General features: G+C 64.5%; 18 protein-coding genes. 12 read left to right on the top strand and 6 right to left on the bottom strand.

Annotation, left to right across the window (positions count from 1 at the left end):
• Positions 1-60 precede the first annotated feature (60 nt).
• Positions 61-2,022, bottom strand: a complete 1,962-nt coding sequence (locus tag IVB18_RS38190; RefSeq protein WP_247985407.1) for an EAL domain-containing protein — start codon at positions 2,020-2,022, stop codon at positions 61-63.
• A gap of 374 nt (positions 2,023-2,396) precedes the next feature.
• The gene (locus IVB18_RS38185; RefSeq protein WP_247985406.1) at positions 2,397-2,762 is read right to left on the bottom strand and encodes a nuclear transport factor 2 family protein; all 366 of its coding nucleotides are present in this window, start codon (positions 2,760-2,762) and stop codon (positions 2,397-2,399) included.
• Between the two features lie 99 nt (positions 2,763-2,861).
• On the opposite strand from IVB18_RS38185, the gene IVB18_RS38180 reads away from it, so the two are divergent.
• Positions 2,862-3,452, top strand: a complete 591-nt coding sequence (locus IVB18_RS38180; RefSeq protein WP_247985405.1) for a TetR/AcrR family transcriptional regulator — start codon at positions 2,862-2,864, stop codon at positions 3,450-3,452.
• Positions 3,453-3,494: 42 nt separating this feature from the next.
• Here IVB18_RS38180 and IVB18_RS38175 read toward each other — a convergent pair whose 3' ends face one another.
• Positions 3,495-5,261, bottom strand: a complete 1,767-nt coding sequence (locus tag IVB18_RS38175) for a winged helix-turn-helix domain-containing protein (protein WP_247985404.1) — start codon at positions 5,259-5,261, stop codon at positions 3,495-3,497.
• Positions 5,262-5,280: 19 nt separating this feature from the next.
• On the opposite strand from IVB18_RS38175, the gene IVB18_RS38170 reads away from it, so the two are divergent.
• The 4 genes from IVB18_RS38170 to hemC all read left to right on the top strand — a co-directional run bounded on the left by IVB18_RS38170 (position 5,281) and on the right by hemC (position 11,617).
• The gene (locus IVB18_RS38170; RefSeq protein WP_247985403.1) at positions 5,281-6,999 is read left to right on the top strand and encodes an amidohydrolase family protein; all 1,719 of its coding nucleotides are present in this window, start codon (positions 5,281-5,283) and stop codon (positions 6,997-6,999) included.
• A 160-nt stretch (positions 7,000-7,159) separates the two neighbouring features.
• Complete coding sequence (locus IVB18_RS38165; RefSeq protein WP_247985402.1) at positions 7,160-8,224, top strand: IS110 family transposase; 1,065 nt, start codon at positions 7,160-7,162, stop codon at positions 8,222-8,224.
• Between the two features lie 684 nt (positions 8,225-8,908).
• On the top strand, positions 8,909-10,534 hold the full coding sequence (locus IVB18_RS38160; protein ID WP_247985401.1) for a choline dehydrogenase: 1,626 nt from the start codon (positions 8,909-8,911) through the stop codon (positions 10,532-10,534).
• A 102-nt stretch (positions 10,535-10,636) separates the two neighbouring features.
• The gene (hemC, locus tag IVB18_RS38155) at positions 10,637-11,617 is read left to right on the top strand and encodes a hydroxymethylbilane synthase (RefSeq protein ID WP_247985400.1); all 981 of its coding nucleotides are present in this window, start codon (positions 10,637-10,639) and stop codon (positions 11,615-11,617) included.
• Positions 11,618-11,906: 289 nt separating this feature from the next.
• On the opposite strand, the gene hemE is transcribed toward hemC, so the two are convergent.
• Positions 11,907-12,941, bottom strand: a complete 1,035-nt coding sequence (gene hemE / locus IVB18_RS38150) for a uroporphyrinogen decarboxylase (protein ID WP_247985399.1) — start codon at positions 12,939-12,941, stop codon at positions 11,907-11,909.
• A 109-nt stretch (positions 12,942-13,050) separates the two neighbouring features.
• Between hemE and IVB18_RS38145 the strand changes: the two genes are divergently transcribed.
• Both IVB18_RS38145 and IVB18_RS38140 read left to right on the top strand, forming a co-directional pair.
• Complete coding sequence (locus IVB18_RS38145; RefSeq protein ID WP_247985398.1) at positions 13,051-13,272, top strand: hypothetical protein; 222 nt, start codon at positions 13,051-13,053, stop codon at positions 13,270-13,272.
• Between the two features lie 171 nt (positions 13,273-13,443).
• The gene (locus tag IVB18_RS38140; protein WP_247985397.1) at positions 13,444-15,348 is read left to right on the top strand and encodes a diguanylate cyclase; all 1,905 of its coding nucleotides are present in this window, start codon (positions 13,444-13,446) and stop codon (positions 15,346-15,348) included.
• 9 nt (positions 15,349-15,357) lie between these two features.
• Here IVB18_RS38140 and IVB18_RS38135 read toward each other — a convergent pair whose 3' ends face one another.
• Both IVB18_RS38135 and IVB18_RS38130 read right to left on the bottom strand, forming a co-directional pair.
• Positions 15,358-15,576 (bottom strand): SlyX family protein, encoded by a 219-nt coding sequence (locus IVB18_RS38135; RefSeq protein WP_247985396.1) that lies wholly within the window; start codon positions 15,574-15,576, stop codon positions 15,358-15,360.
• Positions 15,566-16,348, bottom strand: coding sequence for a rhodanese-related sulfurtransferase (locus IVB18_RS38130; RefSeq protein WP_247985395.1), 783 nt, complete (start codon positions 16,346-16,348; stop codon positions 15,566-15,568). Before IVB18_RS38130 ends, IVB18_RS38135 begins: the two co-directional genes overlap by 11 nt.
• A 199-nt stretch (positions 16,349-16,547) precedes the next feature.
• Between IVB18_RS38130 and ggt the strand changes: the two genes are divergently transcribed.
• The 5 genes from ggt to IVB18_RS38105 all read left to right on the top strand — a co-directional run bounded on the left by ggt (position 16,548) and on the right by IVB18_RS38105 (position 22,763).
• Complete coding sequence (gene ggt / locus IVB18_RS38125) at positions 16,548-18,134, top strand: gamma-glutamyltransferase (protein ID WP_247985394.1); 1,587 nt, start codon at positions 16,548-16,550, stop codon at positions 18,132-18,134.
• Positions 18,135-18,308: 174 nt separating this feature from the next.
• The gene (locus tag IVB18_RS38120) at positions 18,309-18,923 is read left to right on the top strand and encodes a (2Fe-2S)-binding protein (RefSeq protein ID WP_247985393.1); all 615 of its coding nucleotides are present in this window, start codon (positions 18,309-18,311) and stop codon (positions 18,921-18,923) included.
• Between the two features lie 4 nt (positions 18,924-18,927).
• Positions 18,928-19,944, top strand: a complete 1,017-nt coding sequence (locus tag IVB18_RS38115; RefSeq protein ID WP_247985392.1) for a xanthine dehydrogenase family protein subunit M — start codon at positions 18,928-18,930, stop codon at positions 19,942-19,944.
• 2 nt (positions 19,945-19,946) lie between these two features.
• The gene (locus IVB18_RS38110; RefSeq protein WP_247985391.1) at positions 19,947-22,238 is read left to right on the top strand and encodes a xanthine dehydrogenase family protein molybdopterin-binding subunit; all 2,292 of its coding nucleotides are present in this window, start codon (positions 19,947-19,949) and stop codon (positions 22,236-22,238) included.
• A 60-nt stretch (positions 22,239-22,298) separates the two neighbouring features.
• The gene (locus IVB18_RS38105; protein WP_247985390.1) at positions 22,299-22,763 is read left to right on the top strand and encodes an FKBP-type peptidyl-prolyl cis-trans isomerase; all 465 of its coding nucleotides are present in this window, start codon (positions 22,299-22,301) and stop codon (positions 22,761-22,763) included.
• The last annotated feature ends 185 nt before the right edge of the window (positions 22,764-22,948 follow it).

Raw genomic sequence — 22,948 nt, 5'->3', positions numbered from 1 at the left:
GACGACCAAGCGGGGCGACTTCCGCTTTACCCTCCGAAGCCGTGTTTATGAGTACAGGCCCTACGCCGCGTAGGTCGCCCGACGTTTCTTCGGGTCGAGCAGCGCCAGAACCTGCTCGGCCGGCACCGGCCGGCCGATGAGATAGCCCTGCACTTCGTCGCACTGGGTCTGGCGCAGATATTCGAGCTGGTCGGCGGTCTCGACGCCTTCCGCGACCACGCCGATGCGCAGGTCTCGCGCGAGCGAGATCACCGACTTCACGATCGCGGCGCAGTCCGGCTGCACCAGCATGTCGCGGATGAAGGACTGGTCGATCTTGATACGGCTGAACGGCAGCTTGCGCAGGTAAGTCAGCGACGAGAAGCCCGTCCCGAAATCGTCGAGCGCCACCGTGACGCCGAGCTGCAGCAGTGCATTCAGGACCGACGCGGCCGAGCCGTATTTCGACAGCAGCATCGATTCCGTGATCTCGATCTCGAGCCGGTGTGGGGCGATCTTCGCGTCTGCAAGCGCCTGCACGATGATCTGAAGGATGCCGTTGTTGTGAAACTGCGCGGCGGAGAAATTCACGGCGACGCGGATTTCCTCCGGCCAGTCCGCCAGCGTCGCGCAGGCGCGCCGGATCACCCATTCGCCGATCTCGTGGATCAGCCCGGTCTCCTCCGCAATCGGAATGAATTCGCTGGGCGGAATCAATCCGCGTTGCGGGTGCTGCCAGCGCAGCAGCGCCTCGAAGCCGGTGATCCGGTTGTCGCCGAGATCGAGGAACGGCTGGAACACCAGGAACAGCTCGTCACGCGCGATGGCACCCGCCAGGTCCGATTGCAGCGCCTTGCGATCGCGGGACGAGCGGTCGTCGGCTTCCTCGAAGAAGCAGACCGTGCCCGGCCCAGCCTTCTTGGCGCGATAGAGTGCGGCGTCGGCATTCTTCATGACGTCGAGCGGCGTGTTGCCGTCCCGCGGCGCCAGCACGATGCCGACGCTGGTCGCGCCGGCGATCTGGCGGCCCTCGATCGGGAACGGCTCGGCAAAAGCCGCGACGAAGCGCTCGGCGATTTCGAGCGCATCCTCCGGCCGCGCCAGATTGGCCATCACCAGCGCGAACTCGTCGCCGCCGATGCGCGCGACGTGCTCGGCCGCGCGGGTGCAGCGTTGCAGCCGGCTTGCGACCTGGACCAGGAATTCGTCGCCGGCCGGGTGGCCGAACTTGTCGTTGACCTCCTTGAAACGATCGAGGTCGAGCAGAAGCACCGCGAATTCCTCGCCGGATAGAGCCAGTCGCTTCAGCGCGGAATCGAGCGTCTCGTTGAAGGCGAAGCGGTTGGGCAGTTGCGTCAGCGGGTCTTGCCGGACCGTGCGCTCGGCCTCGATCTGCCGGATCACGCGCCGCGCGAACGAGAACGAATTGACGAACACGGCACGCAGCAGCACGGTCCCGTAGACCACCACCAGGATGGCCATCAGCACATAGGCCGGATCGCCGTCCCGGCCGAGGCAGATGGCGATGCCGACGAAAAGGGGGGCCGTGAAGGCGATGGCCGCGATCGGGATCGTGGCGAACGCGAGCGCGCCGCCGGCCAGCATGCCCGAGCAGAGGCAGGTGATGACGAGCTGGCCGCCGGTCGAAGCATTCGCGAAGAAGGCGACCGGAACGATGCTCCAGACGGCACCGAGAATGAAGGCATTGCGCGCCAGCCGATGCATCGCCCGCCGCGAGACGAATTGCGGTTTTGTGATGCGGCGCGAGGCGTGGGATTGCAGGCCAAATGCGATCGCAGCGCTCGCCACGATGACTGCCCAGATCAACGCCAGCTTCCAGTCCGGCGAATGCCACAGCGCGATGGCGAGCACGGCGGCGTTGCAGGCATTGGCGAGCATGATGCCGACGGAATAGCCGAGCACGAGCGACATCTGTTCGGCGCGGATATGGCCGGCGACGGCTTCGTCGGTTGCGGGTCCGCCAAAGGCGGACAGATCGCCGGCGAACAGCCGCGCGAGATAGGAGGTTAGTTGGGTCCGCATTCCAGAGCCCGCAGCAGCATCGGCCGTTCGTCCGGCTCGGAACGGAGAATTCGCCGCAAACCTTTGACGAAATATGAATTATCCCTGCCGGCCAGCGTCTCCGCGACCACTTCTGCGTGTCCGAGCCGTACTATCGATAACAAATCGATACAAATGCGCGCCGCCGGCGTTACCGTGGTCGCGGCAGGCCTATCGCATATGGCTGAAGAGCTTGAGGTGCTGAAGCTTCCACAGCGTCATGGCCGGGCTTGTTCCGGCCATCCACGCCTTGCCCCGCGACACCGTGGATGCCCGGGACAAGCCAGGACAAGCCCGGGCATGACGACCACTTGTGAAATGTTCAAATGCGATTGCCGCGGGTGATCGCGGCACGGTCACCGTCCCAGCTGCTTCGGGTCGTAATAGAATCGTTCTTCGATCAGCTTGTCGCCGTGCCAGGTCTGCCACGCAATCTCTTCCAGCGTGCGGATAGTTCCTTCGGCGTTGGTGAAGCTGAAGGTCCAGCGCGTGGCGACAGTGTCGCCTTCGATCAGGCTCGGTCCGATGCGAACGGCTCTGACCTCCTTGGACGCCGCGAGCACGCCGCGCTCCTTGGCGACGAGCTTGTCACGCCCGACCGTCGGCGCGGCGCTGTTCTCAAAGGTGGCGGCGTCGGGCGTATAGAACTGCTCGATCGCGCCGACGAAATCTCCAGCCTCCAGCCGCTGTGCAAAGGCTTCGACGATATCACGGCTCGGCATGGCGCACCTCTCGATAAAACCGACTGATAGTCGGTAAATACCGACCGATAGTCGAAAAGTCAACTGGCCGCCCTCATCCGTTTCGACTAGAGCAGACACATGGCGAAACAGGCGGAGCGGCGGGCTGCGACCTCGGAGGCGATCCTGACGGCGGCGCGCCGCCTGTTCGGGACGCAAGGATTTGCCGCGACGACGATGGATGAGATCGCCGAGGCCGCCGGCGTCGCCAAGGGCGCGGTCTACCATCACTTCAAGACCAAGGAAGCGGTGTTCGAAGCGGTGTTCGACCAGGTCTCGCACGACCTCGTTGCCGAGATCGACAGCACCGCGCGGGCCGAGAAGGACGTGCTGGCCGCAATGGTCGCCGGCACCCAGCATTATTTTGCCGCGACTGCCAAAGGCCCGACCGGCCAGATCATCCTGCGCGACGGCCCGGCCGTGCTCGGCTGGGAGCGCTGGCGCGAGATCGACGCGCAGCATTTCGGCGGCAAGCTGCCGCGCGCGATTGCTGCCGCAATGGACGCGGGCCTGATCGCACGGCAGCCGGTCGAGCCGCTGGCGCGGCTGCTGCTCGGCGCGGTGACGGAGGCCGCGGTTGCCTGCGCCGGACGCGCGGATATCGCAAGGGCGGGAACGGAATATGCCCGTGCGTTCAAGTCGCTGGTCGAGGCGCTGCGCCTGCGCGAATGATTATGCGCAGTCCACCGGTCTTCCGCCACGGCCTCCGGCTCATCATTCCGGCATTCCGGCCTTGCGCAGCCCGCTCTTAAACCGCAGGTGAAATTTCAGGAACGCGGCGTTACCGTCGGGCAGGTAGTCCCATTGCGCGATCGTCCGGGTGCGGGTGCTTTCCAGGGCGAGGTACTGGGCCAGCGTCGCGCGTGCTTCTGCGTCGTGGCCCGTCAAAGCAAGCTCTGAGGTCAGTCCGGCAAGAATAGTCGGCATTTGGGGCGACGCGGCTGCCGCGCGACGCAGCCACATCAAGGCCTCTTCATCCTGCTCCAGCATGAAGTAAGCCCACCCCTTCATCAGCAGGAAAACCGATGTCTGGGGGTCGCGCGGGCTCAAGCGAATCCCGCGGTTGGCATATTCGAGCATCTTCTCGGGATGGGCGAGAAAGAAGTGCTGCAGGGCCAAAATACGGTATGCGCCGGCATAGGTGGGGTTCAGCGCCAAACAACGTTCCGCGGCGGCAACGCCGTCCGGGACGCGGTGTTGACCCTCCAGCACCGTGGCCTTCGCGCAATGGGCCGCGTAGTAGTCGGGATCGATCTCCATAGCGCGGCCGAGCAAGCCATTCGCGCGCTCGAGATCGGCTTGAGGGTTGGAGCTTTGAACCCGGGACACGCGCATGCCGTAAAACGTCGCAAGCTGGACCAGCGCGCGAAGGTTGCGGGGATCGATTGTCAGCGCCCGCTCACACCATTGGTAGCCTGGCATCCCGGCGGCAGCCGGACGATACGAGGCCGCCTCGCACTGCATCGCCAAATCTTCCGCGTCGAGGTTCGACGCACCTGCAGTTGTCGAGCGCCGGGTTTCTGCCTGAACCAGTTCGCCATGAAGCGTGCTCGCCAGGCGCGTGACGATTTCGTCCTGCGTCCGCAGAATATCGGCGCGATGGACATCGAAGCGGTCCGACCAAAGCGTTTTCAGGGTCTGCGTGTCTTTCAGACTGGCGCTGATGCGTACCAATTCCTCGCTTCGCTGCACGCTGCCTTCCAGCGCGTATCGGACGTCCAAGTCGACACCCAACTGCTTGATGTCGGCCGGGTTGCCCCTGAGCGTAAGTGCGCTACTTGCAGCGACGACGGTCGCACCGCGCAGTCGCGATAGCGCGGTGGTCAATTCGCTGGTAATGATGTCACCGAGATAATCCTGCGCCGGGTCGGCGTTCAAATTGGCAAACGGAAGCACGATCAGCGACAGGCGCGGGAGCTCGGCAGTGTGACGCGACCAGCTCGCGGCGTAGTACAGGCCCGCCGCGGCCAGCGCGAGGAGGCCAGTCAGCAGCGCCATTCGCCATCGTCTCTGAAAGATGTTTCCCTTCACCAGGGTCAAGTCGGGCGCCGGTTGTACCGCTGGATCGTCGCGCTCCGGTGTCACGGGTCCGGTAAAGACGTAGCCGCGCTTCGACACGGTCTTGATGGCCGTCTGTTCGGTATCCCCCAGCGCCGTACGGGCTTCGCTGATGCAGCGCGTCAGCGAATCCTCGGTCACGATCACGTTGGGCCAGATCTTGGACAATAGCTCGTCCTTGGTGACGAGGCGGCCGGCGTGGGTGATCAGGTGCTGCAGCAAGGCAAAGCTCTTCGGCCGCAAGGCTATCTCGACATCGCCGCGGCGCAGGCATCCCTGCGAAACATCGAGCGTGAATTCGCCGATCTTGTACCGCTCCCTCGACATTCGGACTTCCAGTCCTTCCGGCTGACAGGGGCCAGCAGCGCGCAATCCCATTTCGGCATTGCTTCGGCAATTTTTCAGCGTTTCTTCGGGACGCACAAGCCCTCCCGAGCGTCAAATGACTCGGGTCGGCGCGCTGCCGGCAATTATCCCATCGGGAGAACGCATGAACCGATCGCATGTCACAAGGCAGAAATCCCGCCTGATCGCCGGGGCCGGCATGGCGTTCGTATTGCTCCTGACCTCGGGCGCGATCGCCGCTCCTCAGCTGGTCCTGGTCAATGCCAAGGTCTTCACGGCGGACCCGGCTTTCCCATACGCGCAGGCTCTCGCGATCGAGGACGGTCGCGTTCTCGCCGTGGGAAGCAATGAGCAGGTTCGCGGGCTAATCGGGCCCAAGACCCGGATAATTGATGTTGGCGGCCGCCTTGTCACGCCGGGTTTGGTCGAGGCGCACGTTCATCTTGGCAACGAACTGCCCACGCCGCCACTGGCAGTGCCGAACCTGCCATTCCCCGGTCCGACCGGAGAGCAGGCCCTGGCCGCAGTTGAACAGGCAGCCAGAACGCGTACCGACTGGATCTGTGCCTATGTCGGTCCGCTGGTCGCTCGGGACCCGCGCAACTGGCGCAAGGCGCTTGACATGGTGGCGCCCAACACGCCCGTGTTCCTCAAGGGTTTCTGGGGACACACCAGCATCGTCAACAGCGAGGGGCTGCGCAGGCTGGGCATCACCGAAAGCATCACGGATCCGCTGGGCGGCTGGTGGGGGCGGGACGAAAACGGTCGCCTCGACGGGCGGGCCTACGAGGCCGCAGAGACGATCACGCCGCGCATACGACCGCTGACGCCGGAATACCTGGCCACGGTCTTCGGCGCCGCGCAGCAGCGTTATGCGCGCTGGGGCGTCACCTCGATCCATCTGATGAACAACGACAAGTCGCTGGATGCGACACTGGCCGGACTTGCGGCGGCGAAACCAGCTCAGAAATGGACAGTCTATTCCTGGGGCGCCTGGCAAACGCCGGCGGAGCATATTCCGGACGCATGGGCCGTGATCGACGCAGCCGTAAAACAGGCGCCCGACAAGGTGCGTGTGGAAGGACCGAAATGGATGCTGGACGGCACCCCGATCGAACAGAACTCGCATCAGCGCAACGCCTACGGCAATCGGCCAGACTGGCGTGGCCGATCGAACTTCACCGATGCGCAGCTACGCGAAATTCTGAAGCTTGCCCTGGAACGGCCGACGCAAATTGCATTGCACGTAGTCGGCGACGCCGAGACCGACCGGATGCTGAAGATGATGGAACAGCTTGCGCCGGCTTCCGTCTGGCGGGCGAAGCGCGTCCGTATCGAGCATGGCGACGGCATTCAGCCCGACATGATCGAGAAAGTGGTGCAGTTCGGCCTCGTCGTGATCCAGAACCCGACCCACCTCGCACTGCCGATGCCCGGCGAAACGCTGGCGAGCGAGCATATGTTACTGAAGAGCTTTATTGCCGCTGGCATTCCCCTGGCGCTCGGGTCCGACGGCGGTCCGAAGGAACAAAACCCCTTTCTCAATCTGATGCTGGCGACATTGCACTCGGGCGAACCCGCCGAGGCGTTGACGCGCGAAGCCGCGCTGACGGCCTACACCGCTGGCGGAGCCTATATTGAAGGCCAGGATCAGCGCAAAGGACGGATCGCGCCGGGGCTCGCCGCAGACATCGCGGTGCTATCCCAGGATGTACTGACCGTTCCAACACTGCAACTACCCGCAACGACCAGTTTGTTGACGATCGTCGATGGCGAGGTAATTTTGGCGGATGCATTGTTCACGTCGTCAAACTAGCCCGCCTTGCTTTCTGTCAGCAGCTCGACCTCTTCAACACAGTCGGCCACTTGCGTTGATTTCGTGAGGTTCGCCTTGTCTGCTAATGGGATGGTCCGGCCGTGCTCCGGCCCTGCCAGCACGACAAGCTGGCAAGGGGCGCCCAAGACAGGAGCACGCCATGTCTCAGAAACTCAGCTCAGCGATCGCCGTGATAGGCATCGATATCGGCAAGAACTCGTTCCACATCGTGGGCCACGATCAGCGCGGCGCAATCGTGCTGCGGCAGAAGTGGTCACGCGGCCAGGTAGAAGCACGGCTCGCCAACCTGCCTCCATGCTTAATCGGTATGGAGGCCTGCGTCGGCGCGCATCATCTCAGTCGCAAGCTCCAAATGCTCGGCCACGACGCCCGTCTGATGCCCGCGAAATACGTGCGCCCCTATTCGAAGGGACAGAAGAATGACTTCCGTGATGCGGAAGCCATCGCCGAGGCTGTCCAACGCCCGACCATGAAGTTCGTCGCGACCAAGACCGCCGACCAGCTCGACCTGCAGGGGCTGCACCGCGTGCGCGAGCGATTGGTCGGCCAGCGTACCGGCGTCATCAATCAGATCCGTGCGTTCCTGCTGGAGCGGGGCATCGCCGTGCGGCAAGGCCTGCGTTCGCTGCGGTCCGAGTTGCCGGGTATCCTCGCGACGCGCACCGATGTCCTCGCGCCTCGCATGTTGCGCATCATCGAGGACCTGGCAGGAGACTGGCGCCGACTGGACGCGCGCATTGAGGACCTCTCCAGCGAGATCGAAGCATTGGCTCGTCAAGACAAAGGCTGCGAGCGACTGATGACGGTCCCGGGCATCGGCCCGATCATCTCGAGCGCGATGGTAGCCGCGATCGGCACTGGAGACGTGTTCTCGAAAGGCCGCGACTTCGGCGCCTGGCTTGGACTGGTGCCGAAGCAGATATCGACAGGCGACCGCACGATCCTCGGCAAGATATCAAGGCGCGGCAATCGCTACCTGCGCGTTCTGTTCGTGCAAGCCGCGTGGGTTGTGCTGGTCAAGGTCAAGTGTTGGGAGCGCTATGGCCTCAAATCTTGGATCGAAGCCGCCAAGAAACGATTGCACCACAACGTGCTGGCGATTGCGCTCGCCAACAAGCTCGCCCGCATCGCCTGGGCGGTTCTCAACAAGGGGCGCGCCTTCGAGTGCGTCAAGACAGATGAGGTGGCGTCCCGACCTGCTTGATCCTCGCGCCGTGCTCGGGGCCGTCAAGGCGCAGCCTGGCAGCGGTCGAGCAAGCCGTCAGGACAGCACGACGGCCGGCCTTGACGGCCCTTGCGCGCGGCGCGTCTGCGCGCGCAGGCCGGGACGAAGGAACGACCGCCAGGCACGAACAAAGGAACAGTGCGAAGTGAGGAGCTATCGATGACGTAACCAACATCCCTTACCCGCCGAGGTCTGCGAGAGGATGAGACGACGATGGAGAATCGGTCTTCCCGGCGCATGCGAACACTGGTGACCCGAATGGCCCCTTCGAGGCCTGTCCGCTAATTAGCTCGAATGCGCGCTGATATCCATGATGGCCCGGAGCACAACACGCTCCAATCAGAGGCCGGATACATTGATGCAAGACCGCATCTGCCAGGTTGACGAAACCTCTTGCAACGCGCGGCCGGGAGTGCCGGTTTGGCGCAAGCCTTGTCACGTCCGTTTGCCCCGATCAGCAGACCATTCAGGAGCCAAGCCGAACTTCACCGTCGCGCCACTAGGAGAAACGCACGCTCAAGTCGACCGAAGCTCCTTGACGAGCTTCGGGCGACCGATGTCTCTTTTGGGTCGAAAAGCGAAATGGCTGGAATAGTCCGCTTAAGTCTGCTTCACCCTTGGAAGCAGACATGTCACGTTTATGAGTACAGGCCCTGGCAAACTATGACCGCAAACCCCTCCCTCGTGCCGTCCGATCCCGAATTCGACTACATCATCGTCGGCGCCGGCTCCGCCGGCTGCGTGCTCGCTAACCGGCTGTCCGCGAACGGCAAGCACAGCGTCCTGTTGCTCGAGGCCGGCCCGAAGGATTCCAACATCTGGATCCACGTGCCGCTCGGCTACGGAAAACTGTTCAAGGAGAAGACCGTCAACTGGATGTACCAGACCGAGCCGGAGCCCGAGCTCAAGGGACGTCAGGTGTTCCAGCCGCGCGGCAAGACGCTGGGCGGATCGAGCTCGATCAACGGCCTGCTCTATGTCCGCGGACAGCACGAGGACTATGACCGCTGGCGCCAGCTCGGCAACACCGGCTGGGGCTATGACGACGTGCTGCCCTATTTCAAGAAGGCGGAGAACCAGTCGCGCGGCGCCGACCAGTACCACGGCAGCGACGGCCCGCTGCCGGTATCCAACATGGTCGTGACCGACCCGCTGTCGAAGGCCTTCATCGATGCCGCGGTCGAGACCGGCTTGCCCTACAATCCCGACTTCAACGGCGCCACGCAGGAAGGCGTCGGCCTGTTCCAGACCACGACGCGCAACGGCCGCCGCGCCTCGACATCGGTGGCCTATCTCGGTCCGGCGAAGACCCGCGGTAATCTCAAGATCGAAACCTCCGCGCTTGGTCAGCGCGTCCTCTTCGAGGGCCGCCGCGCGGTCGGCGTCGAATACCGGCAAGGCGCTACCGTGCGCCGCGCCCGCGCGCGCAGGGAAGTCGTGTTGTCGAGCGGCGCCTACAACTCGCCGCAGCTTCTTCAGCTCTCCGGCGTCGGCCCCGCCGATCTCTTGCGCAAACATGGCATCGATGTCGTGCTGGACGCGAAAGGTGTCGGCCACGATCTGCAGGACCATATGCAGGTCCGCATCGTGATGCGCTGCTCGCAGAAGATCACGCTGAATGACACCATCAATCACCCGCTCCGCCGCACGATGGCAGGCGCACGCTATGCGCTGTTCCGGAAAGGTTGGCTGACCATCGCGGCCGGCACAGCCGGCGCGTTCTTCAAGACCAGCCCGCGGCTCGCCTCGCCGGACATCCAGGTCCACTTCCTGCCGTTCTCGACCGACAAGATGGGCGAGAAGCTGCATGATTTTTCCGGCTTCACCGCCTCGGTGTGCCAGCTCCGTCCCGAGAGCCGCGGCAGCCTGCGCATCAAGAGCGCAGACCCGACGGTGCCGCCGGAAATCCGCATCAACTACATGTCCACCGAGACCGATCGCACCACCAATGTCGAAGGCCTCAAGATCCTGCGCAAGTTCCTGAACGCGCCGGCGATGAAGCCGTTCGTGGTCGACGAGGTCGATCCCGGTGCGAAGGTTTCCACGGATGCGGAGCTGCTGGATTACTGCCGTGAGCGCGGCAGCACCATCTACCATCCGACCTCGACCTGCCGTATGGGCAACGACGCGCTCGCGGTCGTCGACCAGCGGCTGAAGGTGAGGGGGCTCGAGGGCCTGCGCGTCGTCGACGGCTCGATCATGCCCGATCTCGTGTCGGGGAACACCAACGCGCCGATCATCATGATCGCCGAAAAGGCCTCCGACATGATATTGGAGGATGCGCGGTAGAGCATGATCCGGACCCGAACGGCCGCGTTGGCGCAAAGTGGGAACCGGTTTTCCGATAGGATCATGCTCAAAGAGAACAACGCGCTTCGAAAGGATAAGGGCTTGGCTATTCGACTACGGATCGGCACGCGCAAGAGCGCGATGGCGCTGGCACAGACGGAAGAGATCGCGCGCCGCCTGACCGCCGCCGTGCCCGATATCGAGGTCGAGATCGTCAAGTTCGACACCACGGGCGATCTCGACCAGACCAGCAAGCTCCTGCCGCATGGCGGCAAGGGCGGCGCTTTCGTGGCGCAGATCCGCGCCGCCGTGCTGTCGGGCGAGCTACAGGCGGCGATGCATTCGCTGAAGGACATGCCGGGCAACGAGGACACGCCGGGTCTCGTCATCGGCGCTACGCTGTCGCGCGATCCGGCGAGCGATGCGCTGGTGCTGCGCGACGGCGTAACGCTGGAAGCGCTGCGCCAGTCGCGCGGCAAGGGTTTCAAGATCGGCACCAATGCCGTGCGGCGCGCGGCCTATGCGCGGCGATTGTTTCCGGATGTCGAGGTCATCCATTTCCGCGGTGCCGCCGACACGCGCGTCCGAAAGCTCGACAATGGCGAGAAACAGCGCCTGCCGGACGGCGGCGCCGTCGGACCGGCGGACGCGTTGATCATGGCGCGTTCGGGTCTCGATCGCGTCGGCCTTTCGCATCGCGTCGCCTACGAGTTCACCGCTGCGGAGATGCTGCCCGCGGCAGGGCAGGGCATCGTCGCGGTTGAATGCGCGGCGCAGGATTGGCAGACCCGAAGCATCCTCGCATCGATCGACGACCCCGCCGCGCATGCCTCTGCCGACGCCGAGCGCGAGGTGCTGTGGGTGCTCAACGGCCACTGCAATTCGCCGATCGCAGGGTTCTCGACCATCGCAGGCGATCAGATGTCGCTTAGCGCATCCGTGCTCGACCTCTCCGGCAACACCATCATCGAGGCCTCAGGCGCCGGTCCCGCGAACCGCCCGCGCGAGCTTGGCCGTGCCGTCGGGCTCGAGCTGCTGGCGAAAGGTGCGGCGGAGATCATCGAGCGCAGCCGGCCAGGGTAAGCCCGCCGCGAGGGCACATCGGCGCGATCATGGAATCGTGCGCCTGTTTTGCCCGACATGTCAAACGTCCTGCGCTGCACGGCTCGCGCCATGCCAGACGAAATTCCTCAATGATTTCTACTTTGCATGGGGTTGTTTTCGCGTTTTTTGTTTTTCCACCCCCTGAAGGTCGTCATGCCCGGGCTTGTCCCGGGCACCCACGTTCTTCGTACCGCGTAGTGAGGCGTGGATGGCCGGGACAAGCCCGGCCATGACGATGTGGAGGCTTCCGCGCCCCAAGCGCCCGCCTTCACCCTCGCACGCGCTTCAGCATTTGATCGACATGGGCGATCGGCGTTTCCGGCTGGATGCCGTGGCCGAGATTGAAGATCAGGCGGCCTTGGGCGAAGTTCGCCAGCACGTTGTCGACCGCGCGGTCGAGCGCGGCGCCGCCGGTGATCAGCACCAGCGGATCCAGATTGCCCTGCACCGCGACGCGCGTCTGTACGCGCTCGCGGATGAAGGACGGCTCCGCGGTCCAGTCGATGCTGACCGCGTTCACGCCGGTCGCCTCGACATAATCAGGCAATTGCGCGCCGGCGCCGCGGGGAAACCCGATGATTTTTGCGTCCGGTACCTTCGCGCGCACACCCTCGACGATGCGCCGCGTCGGCTCGACCGACCAGCGTGCGAACTCGGCCGGCGGCAGCACGCCGGCCCAAGTGTCGAAGATCTGCAAGGCGTCGGCGCCGGCCGCGAGTTGCGCCAGCAGATACTGAATCGAATTCTCGACCAGCACGTCGATGATTTTCGCGAACGCTTCCGGGTGCCGATAGGCCATCATCCGCGCCGGCGCCTGATCCGGCGTGCCCTGGCCTGCGACCATGTAGGTCGCCACCGTCCACGGCGCGCCGCAGAAGCCGATCAGCGCGATCTTGGGATCGAGCGTGCCCCGCACGATCCGCAGCGCCTCGAACACCGGTTCGAGCTTGCCGAAATCGGCGTGGGGCGCCAGCGTGGCGACCTTGCCGGGATCATCCAGCGGCTCAAGCCGCGGACCTTCGCCGACCTCGAAGCGCACGGAGCGGCCGAGCGCGTAGGGGATCACGAGGATGTCCGAGAAGATGATCGCCGCATCAAAGCCGAACCGTCGGATCGGTTGCAGCGTCACTTCGGCCGCGAGTTCCGGTGTGAAGCAGAGATCGAGGAAGCCCCCGGCCTTGGCGCGCAACTCGCGATATTCGGGCAGATAGCGGCCGGCTTGCCGCATCATCCATACTGGCGGGGTGGTTTGCCGCCGGCCGGAGAGCACGTCGATGAAAGGTTTCGTCGCAGACTGGGGCACGAACTGTCCTGATGCAGATTGAGGTTCCTGATACACCGCCGAAGGCCCGAGCGGAACAGGGGAACCAGCGCAATTGCCCCGCGTTGACCAGCCAGCGGAGGAGGATTCCATGGCTAAGACGTTCAATCCCGCTCCTCATGACAAGCACGCCGATGATCCGCGCAAGGCGCACGCCGCCGACCGCGAGGCCCACGCCAAGCTCGATGCTGGCTTGATCGATACATTTCCTGCGTCCGATCCCGTCAGCGCCGTCCAGCCGACGCCGTCGAAGGCCGACGCGGAAGCGGACAGCCCGTCCCTGTGGGACAAGGTTAAGGGCGTCTTCAGCTAGGGCCAGGCGCGCCGATTCCCGATAGGTTTGATAACGCATCGTTAGCGATCTGCGGACGCTCTCCTCCGTAGGAGTACGGGAAATCCCGCTTATGCTTGCGAATCTCCGCAGGCGTTTCAAGGTTGAATAACAGAAGCGGCGGAAGTTCCGGCGATCGGAGATTCCTGTCGCATGAACGTCGCCTCTCAGAGAGCCAGTTGGAGCCGCCTGCCGTTACGTGCGGCGGCGTTCGTCGTGCTGACCTGCGCGACGATCCTCGGCGTCAGTGGTTGGCGTGAGTGGGCGGCGCGCGACGCGGTCCTCAAGGGCGCCGAGACGGAGATGGCGAACGTCGCCCGGTCGCTGACGCAGCACGCCGAGGACAGCCTCGACCTCTTGGATTCCGGTGTCGTCGGCGTTGTCAGCCGGCTGGAGATGGACGGTGCCGACCCCACCACGATCGCGAAGCTCAGAAACCTCCTGGAGGTACGCAAGAAGTCGATGGATCGCGTCCACAGCCTTGCCATCATCGACGATCAGGGCAATTGGCTGACCTCGCCGGGGACGATCGGATCGACGTTCAGCGACGACGCGTTTTTCCGTCATCACCAGCTCGCGCCGAAGCGCGAGGCCTATATCGGTCGCCCCGTGAAGAGCCTGCTGGACGGTCAGTGGGTCGTCACCCTGTCGCGCCGCTTTAACAAGCAGGACGGCAGTTTCGGCGGCGTCGTGCTCGCGACCATCAGCGCCAGCTATCTCTCCCATTTCTATGAGCAGTTCGAGATCGGCCGCAACAGCTCGCTGGCGCTCGTGCACGGCGACGGCATGATCATCGCCCGCAACCCGAGCAACGACAAATTCGTCGGGCGCAGCGTCGCCGACACGCCGCTATTCCGCGATGCGAGCCTGCAACGTGCCGGCGGAGCCTATCATTTCAAGTCGCTGCTGGATGGCGCCGAGCGCGTCAGCTTTTTCAAGCGCAGCGTCCGCTACCCGCTGCTCCTGCTTGCCACCGTCGACAAGGAAGAACTGCTCGCGCCCTGGCGCGCGGCGGCGATCTCCCGCATGCTCTACGTGCTCGCGCTGGTCATTCTGATCGCAATCATCGGGTCCGTGCTGGTGCATCAGTTGCAGCGGGGCCAGCGCATGGCGGCCGCGCTGGTCGAGAAGGAAGCCCATTTCCGCCTGCTTGCCGAGGGCTCCAGCGACATGGTGACCCGCATCGGGCTCGACGAACGGCTGCGCTATGTCTCGCCCTCGTCGGTCCGCGTCGTCGGCTGGCGCGCCAATCAAATGATCGGGACGCTCGCGCTCGCAGGCGTCAACCCGGATGATCTGCCGCACGTCCAGTCGATCGTCGACGCCATGAAGCGCGGCGACACGGAGGAGGCGCGCGTCACCTACCGTAACGCGCACCGGCAGAATGGCGAAGTCTGGCTCGAATCGACCATGCGCGTGACGCGCAAGGACAATGGCAACGTCGACGGCGTGGTCGCAATCTCGCGCGACATCACCGAGCAGAAGAAGCTGGAGACCAGGCTCGAGACGCTCGCGATCGAAGACAGCCTCACCGGGCTTGCCAATCGCCGCCGCCTCGACGAGCGCCTGAAGGAGGAATGGGCGCGCGCCTATCGCGACCGCTCGAGCCTCGCTTTGCTGATGATCGACGTCGATCACTTCAAGGCCTACAACGACGAATACGGCCATCCCGCGGGCGACGCCTGCCTGCGCGTGATCGCCAAGATCATCGCAGCCGAGATGCAGCGCGGCGGCGATCTGGCTGCGCGCTACGGCGGCGAGGAATTCGCCATGCTGCTGCCGAACACCGATGCCGCGGGTTGCGCGAGCATTGGCGAGCGGATCCGCCGGGCGATCCGCGAGGCCGGCCTCGTCCACACCTCAAATCACGCGGCGGGCTATGTCACGGCTTCGCTTGGCGGCGCGGCCTGCCGGCCGGCGCTGGAACGCACGGCAGGAGTCGGGTCGCTCATCGAGGCTGCCGATCAGGCGCTCTACATCGCGAAGCAGGCCGGGCGCGACCGCCTGATGATGTCGGGCGAGGTGACCAGCCTGCTGCCGAAGGCGTCAGGATTTTAGCGTATCGCTTCAATAGTGCGGCGGGCGCTCGTTGGCGGCGCCGGGCGCATTCGCCTCGGCCTCCTGAAGCCGTTCACCGAGTTGCACGAGCTGCCGCGTCAGCGCGTCGATCTGCTTCCATTGCGCGGTGATGGTCTGGTTCAGCGTCTCGATGGTATCGTCCTGATAGGCCAGCCGCGCCTCCAGCGTGTCGATGCGCTCGCTGAGCGTCTTGATCTCATTCGTCACGTGTTGCGTCCTTGTCCCGTTCGCGCAAGCCATGTTCGCGCAGGCCATGTTCGAGCAAGCCATGGCCGAGCGCCACGCGCTCGTCGAACACGAAGCATTCGCCGCGCCAACGGCTTTGCGCCTCCGGCACCTGCTCCAGATATCTGAGAATGCCGCCCTTGAGGTGATAGACCTCTGCAAAGCCGCGCGCGAGCAGATGCGCGCTCGCTTTTTCGCAGCGGATACCGCCGGTGCAGAACATCGCGATCCTGCGGTGCCTGGCGGGATCGAGCCGTTGTGCCGCAAAGTCCTTGAACTGGCCAAAGCTCCTGAGGCCGGGATCGACCGCGCCCTCGAACGTGCCCATGGTCACTTCGAAGGCGTTGCGGGTGTCGAGCAGCAGCGTATCGGGCGCCGCGATCAGCGCGTTCCATTCGGCGGCATCGACATAGGTGCCGACCCGGCGCGTCGGATCGGCGGCCTCGTCCCCAAGCGTGACGATCTCCTTCTTCAGCCGCACCTTGAGCCGGCCGAACGGCATCGCCTCACTGGTCGAGAACTTCATTTCGAGATTGTCGAGCCTGCCGCCGAATAGGTCGCCGTGCGCGAGCTCGTGGGCGAACGCGTCGATCGTGTCGGGTGCGCCTGCGATCGTGCCGTTGATCCCCTCCCGGGCCAGCAGCACGCTCCCCTTGAGCTCAAGGCGAGCGCAGAACGCGCGCAGCGGCTCGCGCAGCTCGCGGTAATCGGGCAGGGCGGCGAATTGATAGAAGGCGGCGACCTTGTAGACCATGGCGCCCGTTTAGCAGGCGGCCAGCGCTCAGAAAACCCGCATGGTCCTTCGGCTCTATACGCCCAGCGGATGGCAGCCATTTCCCTGGTATGCCAGCATTGCCCCAGCGGGCCGGAATGTGCCATCTAGGCCCGGTTCCGAGACGGCGATACGCGCGCCCAAAGACTTAGCCTACGAGCCCAAGAGAGCAAGAATTCGCATGAGAAACTTCCATTTTCCCGGCAGGTCCACGGTCCACGCCACCAACGCGATGGTCGCGACCTCGCATCCGCAGGCAAGCTTCGCCGCGATCGAGGTGCTGCGCGAGGGCGGCACGGCGGTGGATGCGGCGGTGGCGGGCTCGGCGTTGCTCGGCGTGATCGAGCCGCAATCGACCGGCATCGGCGGTGACTGCTTTGCGCTGATCCAGCCCCGCGGCGAGGGCAAGATCGTTGCCTATAACGGCTCCGGCCGCGCCCCGAAGGCCGCGAACGCCGACTGGTATCTGGAGCGCAAGATCAATTCCGTGCCGCTGACCTCGGCGCACGCGGTCTCGATCCCCGGCGTGATCGACGCCTTTGCGACCGTTTTGCGCGATCACGGCAAGTTCGGCTTCGACCGGCTGCTTCAGCCCGCGATCAAGGCAGCTGAGGAAGGCTATGTCGTCGCGCCCCGCATCGCCTTCGACTGGAAGAACCAGTTCGAGAAGCTGAAGAACGGCACCAACACCGAGCGTTACCTCCTGCCGCACGGCAAGCCACCGGTGGCCGGCGACGTCATCCGCCAGGCTGAGCTCGGCAAGACGCTGCGGGCGATCGCCAAGGACGGCCGCGACGCCTTCTACAAGGGTGCGATCGCGGAGGACATGGTCGAGACCCTGCGTGGAATCGGCGGCCTGCATACGCTCGACGATTTCGCCGCGCACACCACCGAGGTGACCACGCCGATCGGCACCATGTACAAGGGCCATGACGTTTGGCAATGCCCGCCGAACGGACCCGGCCTCACCATGCTGTTGATGCTCAACATCCTGTCGCGGTTCGACCTGACGAAGTATGCGCCCCTCAGTGTCGAGCGCTTCCATCTCGAGGCCGAGGCCGCGCGCATCGCCTACATGCATCGCGAGCTGCATGTCGCCGATCCCGAGCACATGAAGATCGAGGTCGCCAGGATCCTCGCCAAGGAGTTCTGCGACGAGCACATCGCGAAGATCCGCATGGATGGCATGCTCGACCTGCCGAACGTCGCGCCGCCGATGAACCCCTCGACCATCTACATCACGGTCGTGGACAAGGATCGCAACGTCTGCTCGTTCATCAATTCGATCGCGCATTCCTTCGGCTCGGCGATCGTCTCGAACAAGACCGGCGTGCTGCTCCAGAACCGCGCCGGCGGTTTCCGCATCCAGCCGGGCCACCCGAACAGCATCGCCGGCGGCAAGCGCCCCCTGCACACGATCATGCCGAGCCTTCTCACCAAGGGCGGCCGCTCCGTGATGCCGTTCGCGGTGATGGGCGGCCAGTATCAGCCGGTCGGCCAGGCCCATGTCGTGACCAACATCCTCGACTATGGCTGCGACGTGCAGGAGGCGATCGACATGCCGCGCGGCCTGCACTACGAGGGCCAGTATCAGCTCGAGGACAGCGTGCCGGCTGATATTGTCGAGGGCCTGAAGAAGCTCGGCCACAAGACCACCAGCGTGGTCGGCCCGCTCGGCGGCGCCCAGGCGATCTGGATCGACTGGGACAAGGGTACGCTGACCGGCGGTTCCGACCCGCGCAAGGACGGCTGCGCGCTCGGCTATTGAGCCCGGGGATGCGCGAGCAAAGCAGTCTCGCATGATCAGAAAAAATTGACGGCGAATGAAGCGTCGTTTCTGGCGCCGCTTCATTTCATTCGGAACGGAGCTCATGGTCCCAAGTTAAGGGGGCGATGAGCGGTGCAGGCGTGCGCTGCTCTCCCGAAAGCGGCGGAGGCCGTCATGCACGACAATCCGAGTTCCAAAGATTCCGGCTTCGACCGGCGCGCCTTCATTGCCGGCGCGGCCGGTAGCGCGCTCGTTCCGCTCACCGCCCGCGCGGCCACGGAAGGCGTGAGCTCGGCGGCCGTGCCGGATCCGGCGCTGCCCGTCGATGTCACGCTGCGGGTGAACGGCAAGGACAAGCGCCTTCGGCTCGACGCGCGCACGACCGTGCTCGATGCGCTGCGCGAGCATATGGGCCTCATCGGCAGCAAGAAGGGCTGCGATCACGGCCAGTGCGGCGCCTGCACCGTGTTGATCGACGACCGGCGCGTGGTGTCGTGCCTGACGCTGGCACTGGCGGCGGAAGGCCAGGACATCACCACCATCGAGGGGCTCGCCACCGACGACCGTCTTCACCCGATGCAGCAGGCCTTCATTGACAACGATGCATTCCAGTGCGGCTACTGCACGCCCGGACAGATCATGTCAGCGGTAGCCTGCGTGAAGGAGGGCCACGCGGGCAGCGATGCCGACATCCGCGAATATATGAGCGGAAATATCTGCCGCTGCGCGGCCTATCCCAATATCGTCTCGGCCGTGAAGCAGGCCGCGCCCGAGATCATGAAAGGCTAGGCGCATGCGATCCTTCCTGTATCAGAGGGCGACAGACCCGGGCATGGCCGTGCAGGCGCTCAGCGCAGCCGCCGCGGCCAACAATCCAATGACCCAGGCCGCCGCACAGCCGCTCGCCGGCGGCACCACGCTCATCGATCTGATGAAGCTGGATGTGATGCGGCCCGCAGCGATCGTCGATATCAATCCATTGGCGCAGGGTTGGTCCGGTATTGAGCCGGGTGGTGAAAATTTGCGGCTCGGTGCGCTCGCAAAAATGTCCGATGTTGCTGCGCATGCTGACATTCAGCGCCAATATCCGGTGATCGCCAATTCATTGAAGCTTGCCGCCAGCGCCCAGTTGCGCAACATGGCGACCCTCGGCGGCAATGTGATGCAGAGGACGCGCTGCAGCTATTTTCGCGATATCTCCTATGAGAACTGCAACAAGCGCAATCCCGGCTCCGGCTGCGCCGCGATGGAGGGGTTCAACCGCATGCATGCGGTGCTCGGCACCTCCGATCAGTGCATTGCGACCTATCCCGGCGACTTTGCCCAGGCCCTGATTGCGCTGGACGCGATGGTCGAGATCACCGGGAAAGCCGGCACCCGCAGCATGCCGTTCGCGCAGTTGCACAAGGCGCCCGCCAGTTCGCCCGAAATCGAGACGACGCTTCGGCCTGGCGAGCTCATCTCGGGATTTACCGTCTCGGGCCGCTGGCCTCGGTCGGTCTATCTCAAGGTGCGCGACCGGCAGTCTTATGAGTTCGCGCTGTCGTCGGCGGCGATCGCGCTGGACGTGCGGAATGGCGTGATCGATGACGCGCGCGTGGCACTTGGCGGTGTTGCCACCGTGCCTTGGCGCGCGCGTGAGGCGGAGGCGCTGTTGAAGGGGCAGAGATTCGACGATGACCTGGCCCGGCGTGTCGCGGATGCTGCTTTCGCAGGCGCCAGCGGGCGGCAGCATAACAGCTTCAAGATCGCACTCGGCAAGCGCGTGGTGGCGCGCGCGCTGCAACAGGCCGTAACGATGGAGATCTGATCATGACCGCTGCCGCTCCCGAGCCGAAGGCGAACATGGGCCGGCCCGTGCCGCGCTATGATGCAGTCTCAAAAGTCACGGGGCGTGCGACCTATGCCTCCGATATGCCGCTGGCCAATCCGGCCTATGCGTTCCTGGTCACGAGCGCCATCGCCAAGGGGCGCGTCGACAGCTTTGATCTTGATGACGCCAGCCGTGTCCGCGGCCTGATCGACGTCGTCACGCATGAAAATGCGCCGAAGCTGAAGGACTCGAAGCTCTTCAGCAATGGCGGCTATGCGGCGACCACGATTCAACCGATGAAGTCAGCCGACATCGCGCATGATGGTCAGATCGTTGCGGTGGTCATCGCCGAGAGCTACGAGGCCGCGCGCGAAGCCGCAAACCGCGTCAAGGTGAATTACACGGCGGTGATGCCCAGTGCGACGTTCGACTCGCCGGGAACAACGACGGCCGCTGCCAAGGGCCAGAATGCGCAGTTCAAGGAGGACCCGAAGGTCGGCGACTTCGCCCGGGCGTTCGATGCGGCCGAGGTCAAGCTCACGGCCTCCTACGACACGCCAACGCAGCACCACAATCCGATGGAGCTGTTTGCGACGAGCTGCGCCTGGATGGGCGACAATCTCGTGATCTACGAGCCGAGCCAGTACGTCTACGGCCTGAAGAACGGCGTCGCCGAGCAGCTCGGCATCGACGCCGACAAGGTGCGTGTGGTCAATCCCTATGTCGGCGGCGGCTTCGGTTCGCGCGGCTCGATGACGCCGCGGACCGCCATCATCGCCGGGATTGCGAAGCGCCTGAACCGGCCGATCAAGCTGGTGCCGACGCGCGACCAGGGCTTCACGATCACGACCCATCGCGCCGAGACGCGGCATCAGATCAAGCTAGGCGCCGGCCGCGATGGCAAACTCATTGCGCTGAGGCACGAGGGCGCCGAGGTGTCCTCGCGTCCCGATGCATACTGCGTGGGCGGCACCAAGACCACCACGCGGCTCTATGCCTGCCCGAATGTCGACAGCTTGGTGTCGATCGTGCGCGCCGACCGCAACACGCCGGGCTTCATGCGTTCGCCGCCGGAGGTGCCGTATCTGTTCGCGCTGGAAAGCGCGATGGACGAGCTCGCTGTCAAGCTGGACATGGATCCGGTCGAGCTCCGCCGTATCAACGACACCACCAACGAGCCGATCGGCGGCAAGCCCTACACCTCGCGGTCGCTGATGGCCTGCTTCGATGAAGCCGCCAGGGCGTTCGGCTGGGCGCAGCGCTCGAGGGCGCCGAAGTCGATGGCGGAAGGCGATTGGCTGATCGGCTATGGCTGCGCCGCCACCTGCTATCCGACGCAGATGGGACCGTCTGCGGCGCGCGTGCGCCTGCAGCGCGACGGCCGCACCCGCGTCGAGATCGCGGGCCACGAGATCGGCACCGGCGCTTACACCATCATCGCACAGACCGCAGCAGAACGACTTGGCGTACCGCTGGAGAAGGTCGCGGTCTTCATCGGCGACAGCGATCTGCCGCCGGCGCCGGTCGCGGGCGGCTCGAACTCGACGGCCAGCACCTGTTCGGTGGTGATGATGGTCTGCGACAAGGTCCGCCAGCGGCTGTTCAGGGCGGTGATGCCGAACGAAAGCCTGACCGACAAGGCCAAGGAGACCGTAGGCATCGGTCAAACTCCGGCGACGCGGGCAGCGAAAAGCGATCAGCCGTTGAATCTGGAAAAGGCGTTCGATGCGCTTGGCGTCGGCATCGTCGAGGAATATGGCGAGTGGAAGCCGGAAGGGGCACCGCTCGATTCCTTCCAGGCGATGCACAGCGGTCACGTGCGGCTGGTCGGCGGCAGCAGCATGGAGGACAAGATCGCCTACGCCTTCGGCGCCGAATTCGTGGAGGTCAGGGTCAACCGTTTCACGCACGAGATCCGCGCGCCGCGCCTGGTCGGCGCTTTCGCGTGCGGGCGCATCATGAATCCGCGTACGGCCCGCAGCCAGCTCATGGGCGGCCTGATCTGGGGCATGTCCTCGGCGCTGCTGGAGGCCACCGAGATCGACGAGCGCACCGCGCGCTACGTTAACGACAATTTTGCCGATTATCTCGTGCCCGTGAACGCGGACGTCCCAGGCGTCGAGGTCATCCTGCTCTCCGAACAGGATGATCACATCAACCCGGCGGGCGCGAAGGGTCTTGGCGAACTCGCCAATGTCGGCACCAACGCCGCGATCTGCAACGCCATCTATCACGCCACGGGACAACGCATCCGCAAGCTACCGGTCCGGCTCGAAAATATCGAGGTCTGAGGGGTGGAAACGGCTACTGCGTTGCGCTAGACACCTCCCGCCTCAAACGGAAGGTGTCTTATGCAGCGTTTCCAGCGCGCGCTCCTCGCCCTGATGTCGGCACTCGCGATCACCATGATCGGCAGCGTGTCGCATTTCGTTTCCACCACGGCCTCGGCCCAGACCGCAGGAAAGACCATGACCACAACTTCAGGCTTGCAGATCATCGACAGCGTCGCCGGCACTGGTGCCTCGCCAAAGCCCGGCCAGATCTGCGTGATGCACTACACCGGCTGGCTCTACGAGAACGGCCAGAAGGGCAAGAAATTCGACTCGTCCGTCGATCGCAATGAGCCGTTCGAGTTTCCGATTGGCAAGGGTCGCGTCATCGCGGGCTGGGACGAGGGCGTTGCTTCCATGAAGGTCGGCGGCAAGCGTACGCTGATCATTCCGGCGCAGCTCGGCTACGGCGCTCGCGGCGCCGGCGGCGTGATCCCGCCGAACGCGACGCTGATGTTCGACGTGGAATTGCTCGCGGTGAAGTGATCGCGCAAACAAAAAGACCGGCCTCACGGCCGGTCTTTTCGCATTCAGTACTTACCGCGTTATTCGGCCGCGCGCTTCGCGGCGGCTGCGGCGCGATCCGTCGCATCCTTCGCGGCGTCCTTGGCGTCACCCATCGCCTGCTGGCCCCTTGCCCTTCAACGTCTGATGGTTACGAGAGTTCCGAT

It is taken from the genome of Bradyrhizobium sp. 186, assembly GCF_023101685.1.
Classification (GTDB): domain Bacteria; phylum Pseudomonadota; class Alphaproteobacteria; order Rhizobiales; family Xanthobacteraceae; genus Bradyrhizobium.
This window is presented reverse-complemented; position numbering and strand designations above follow the sequence as displayed.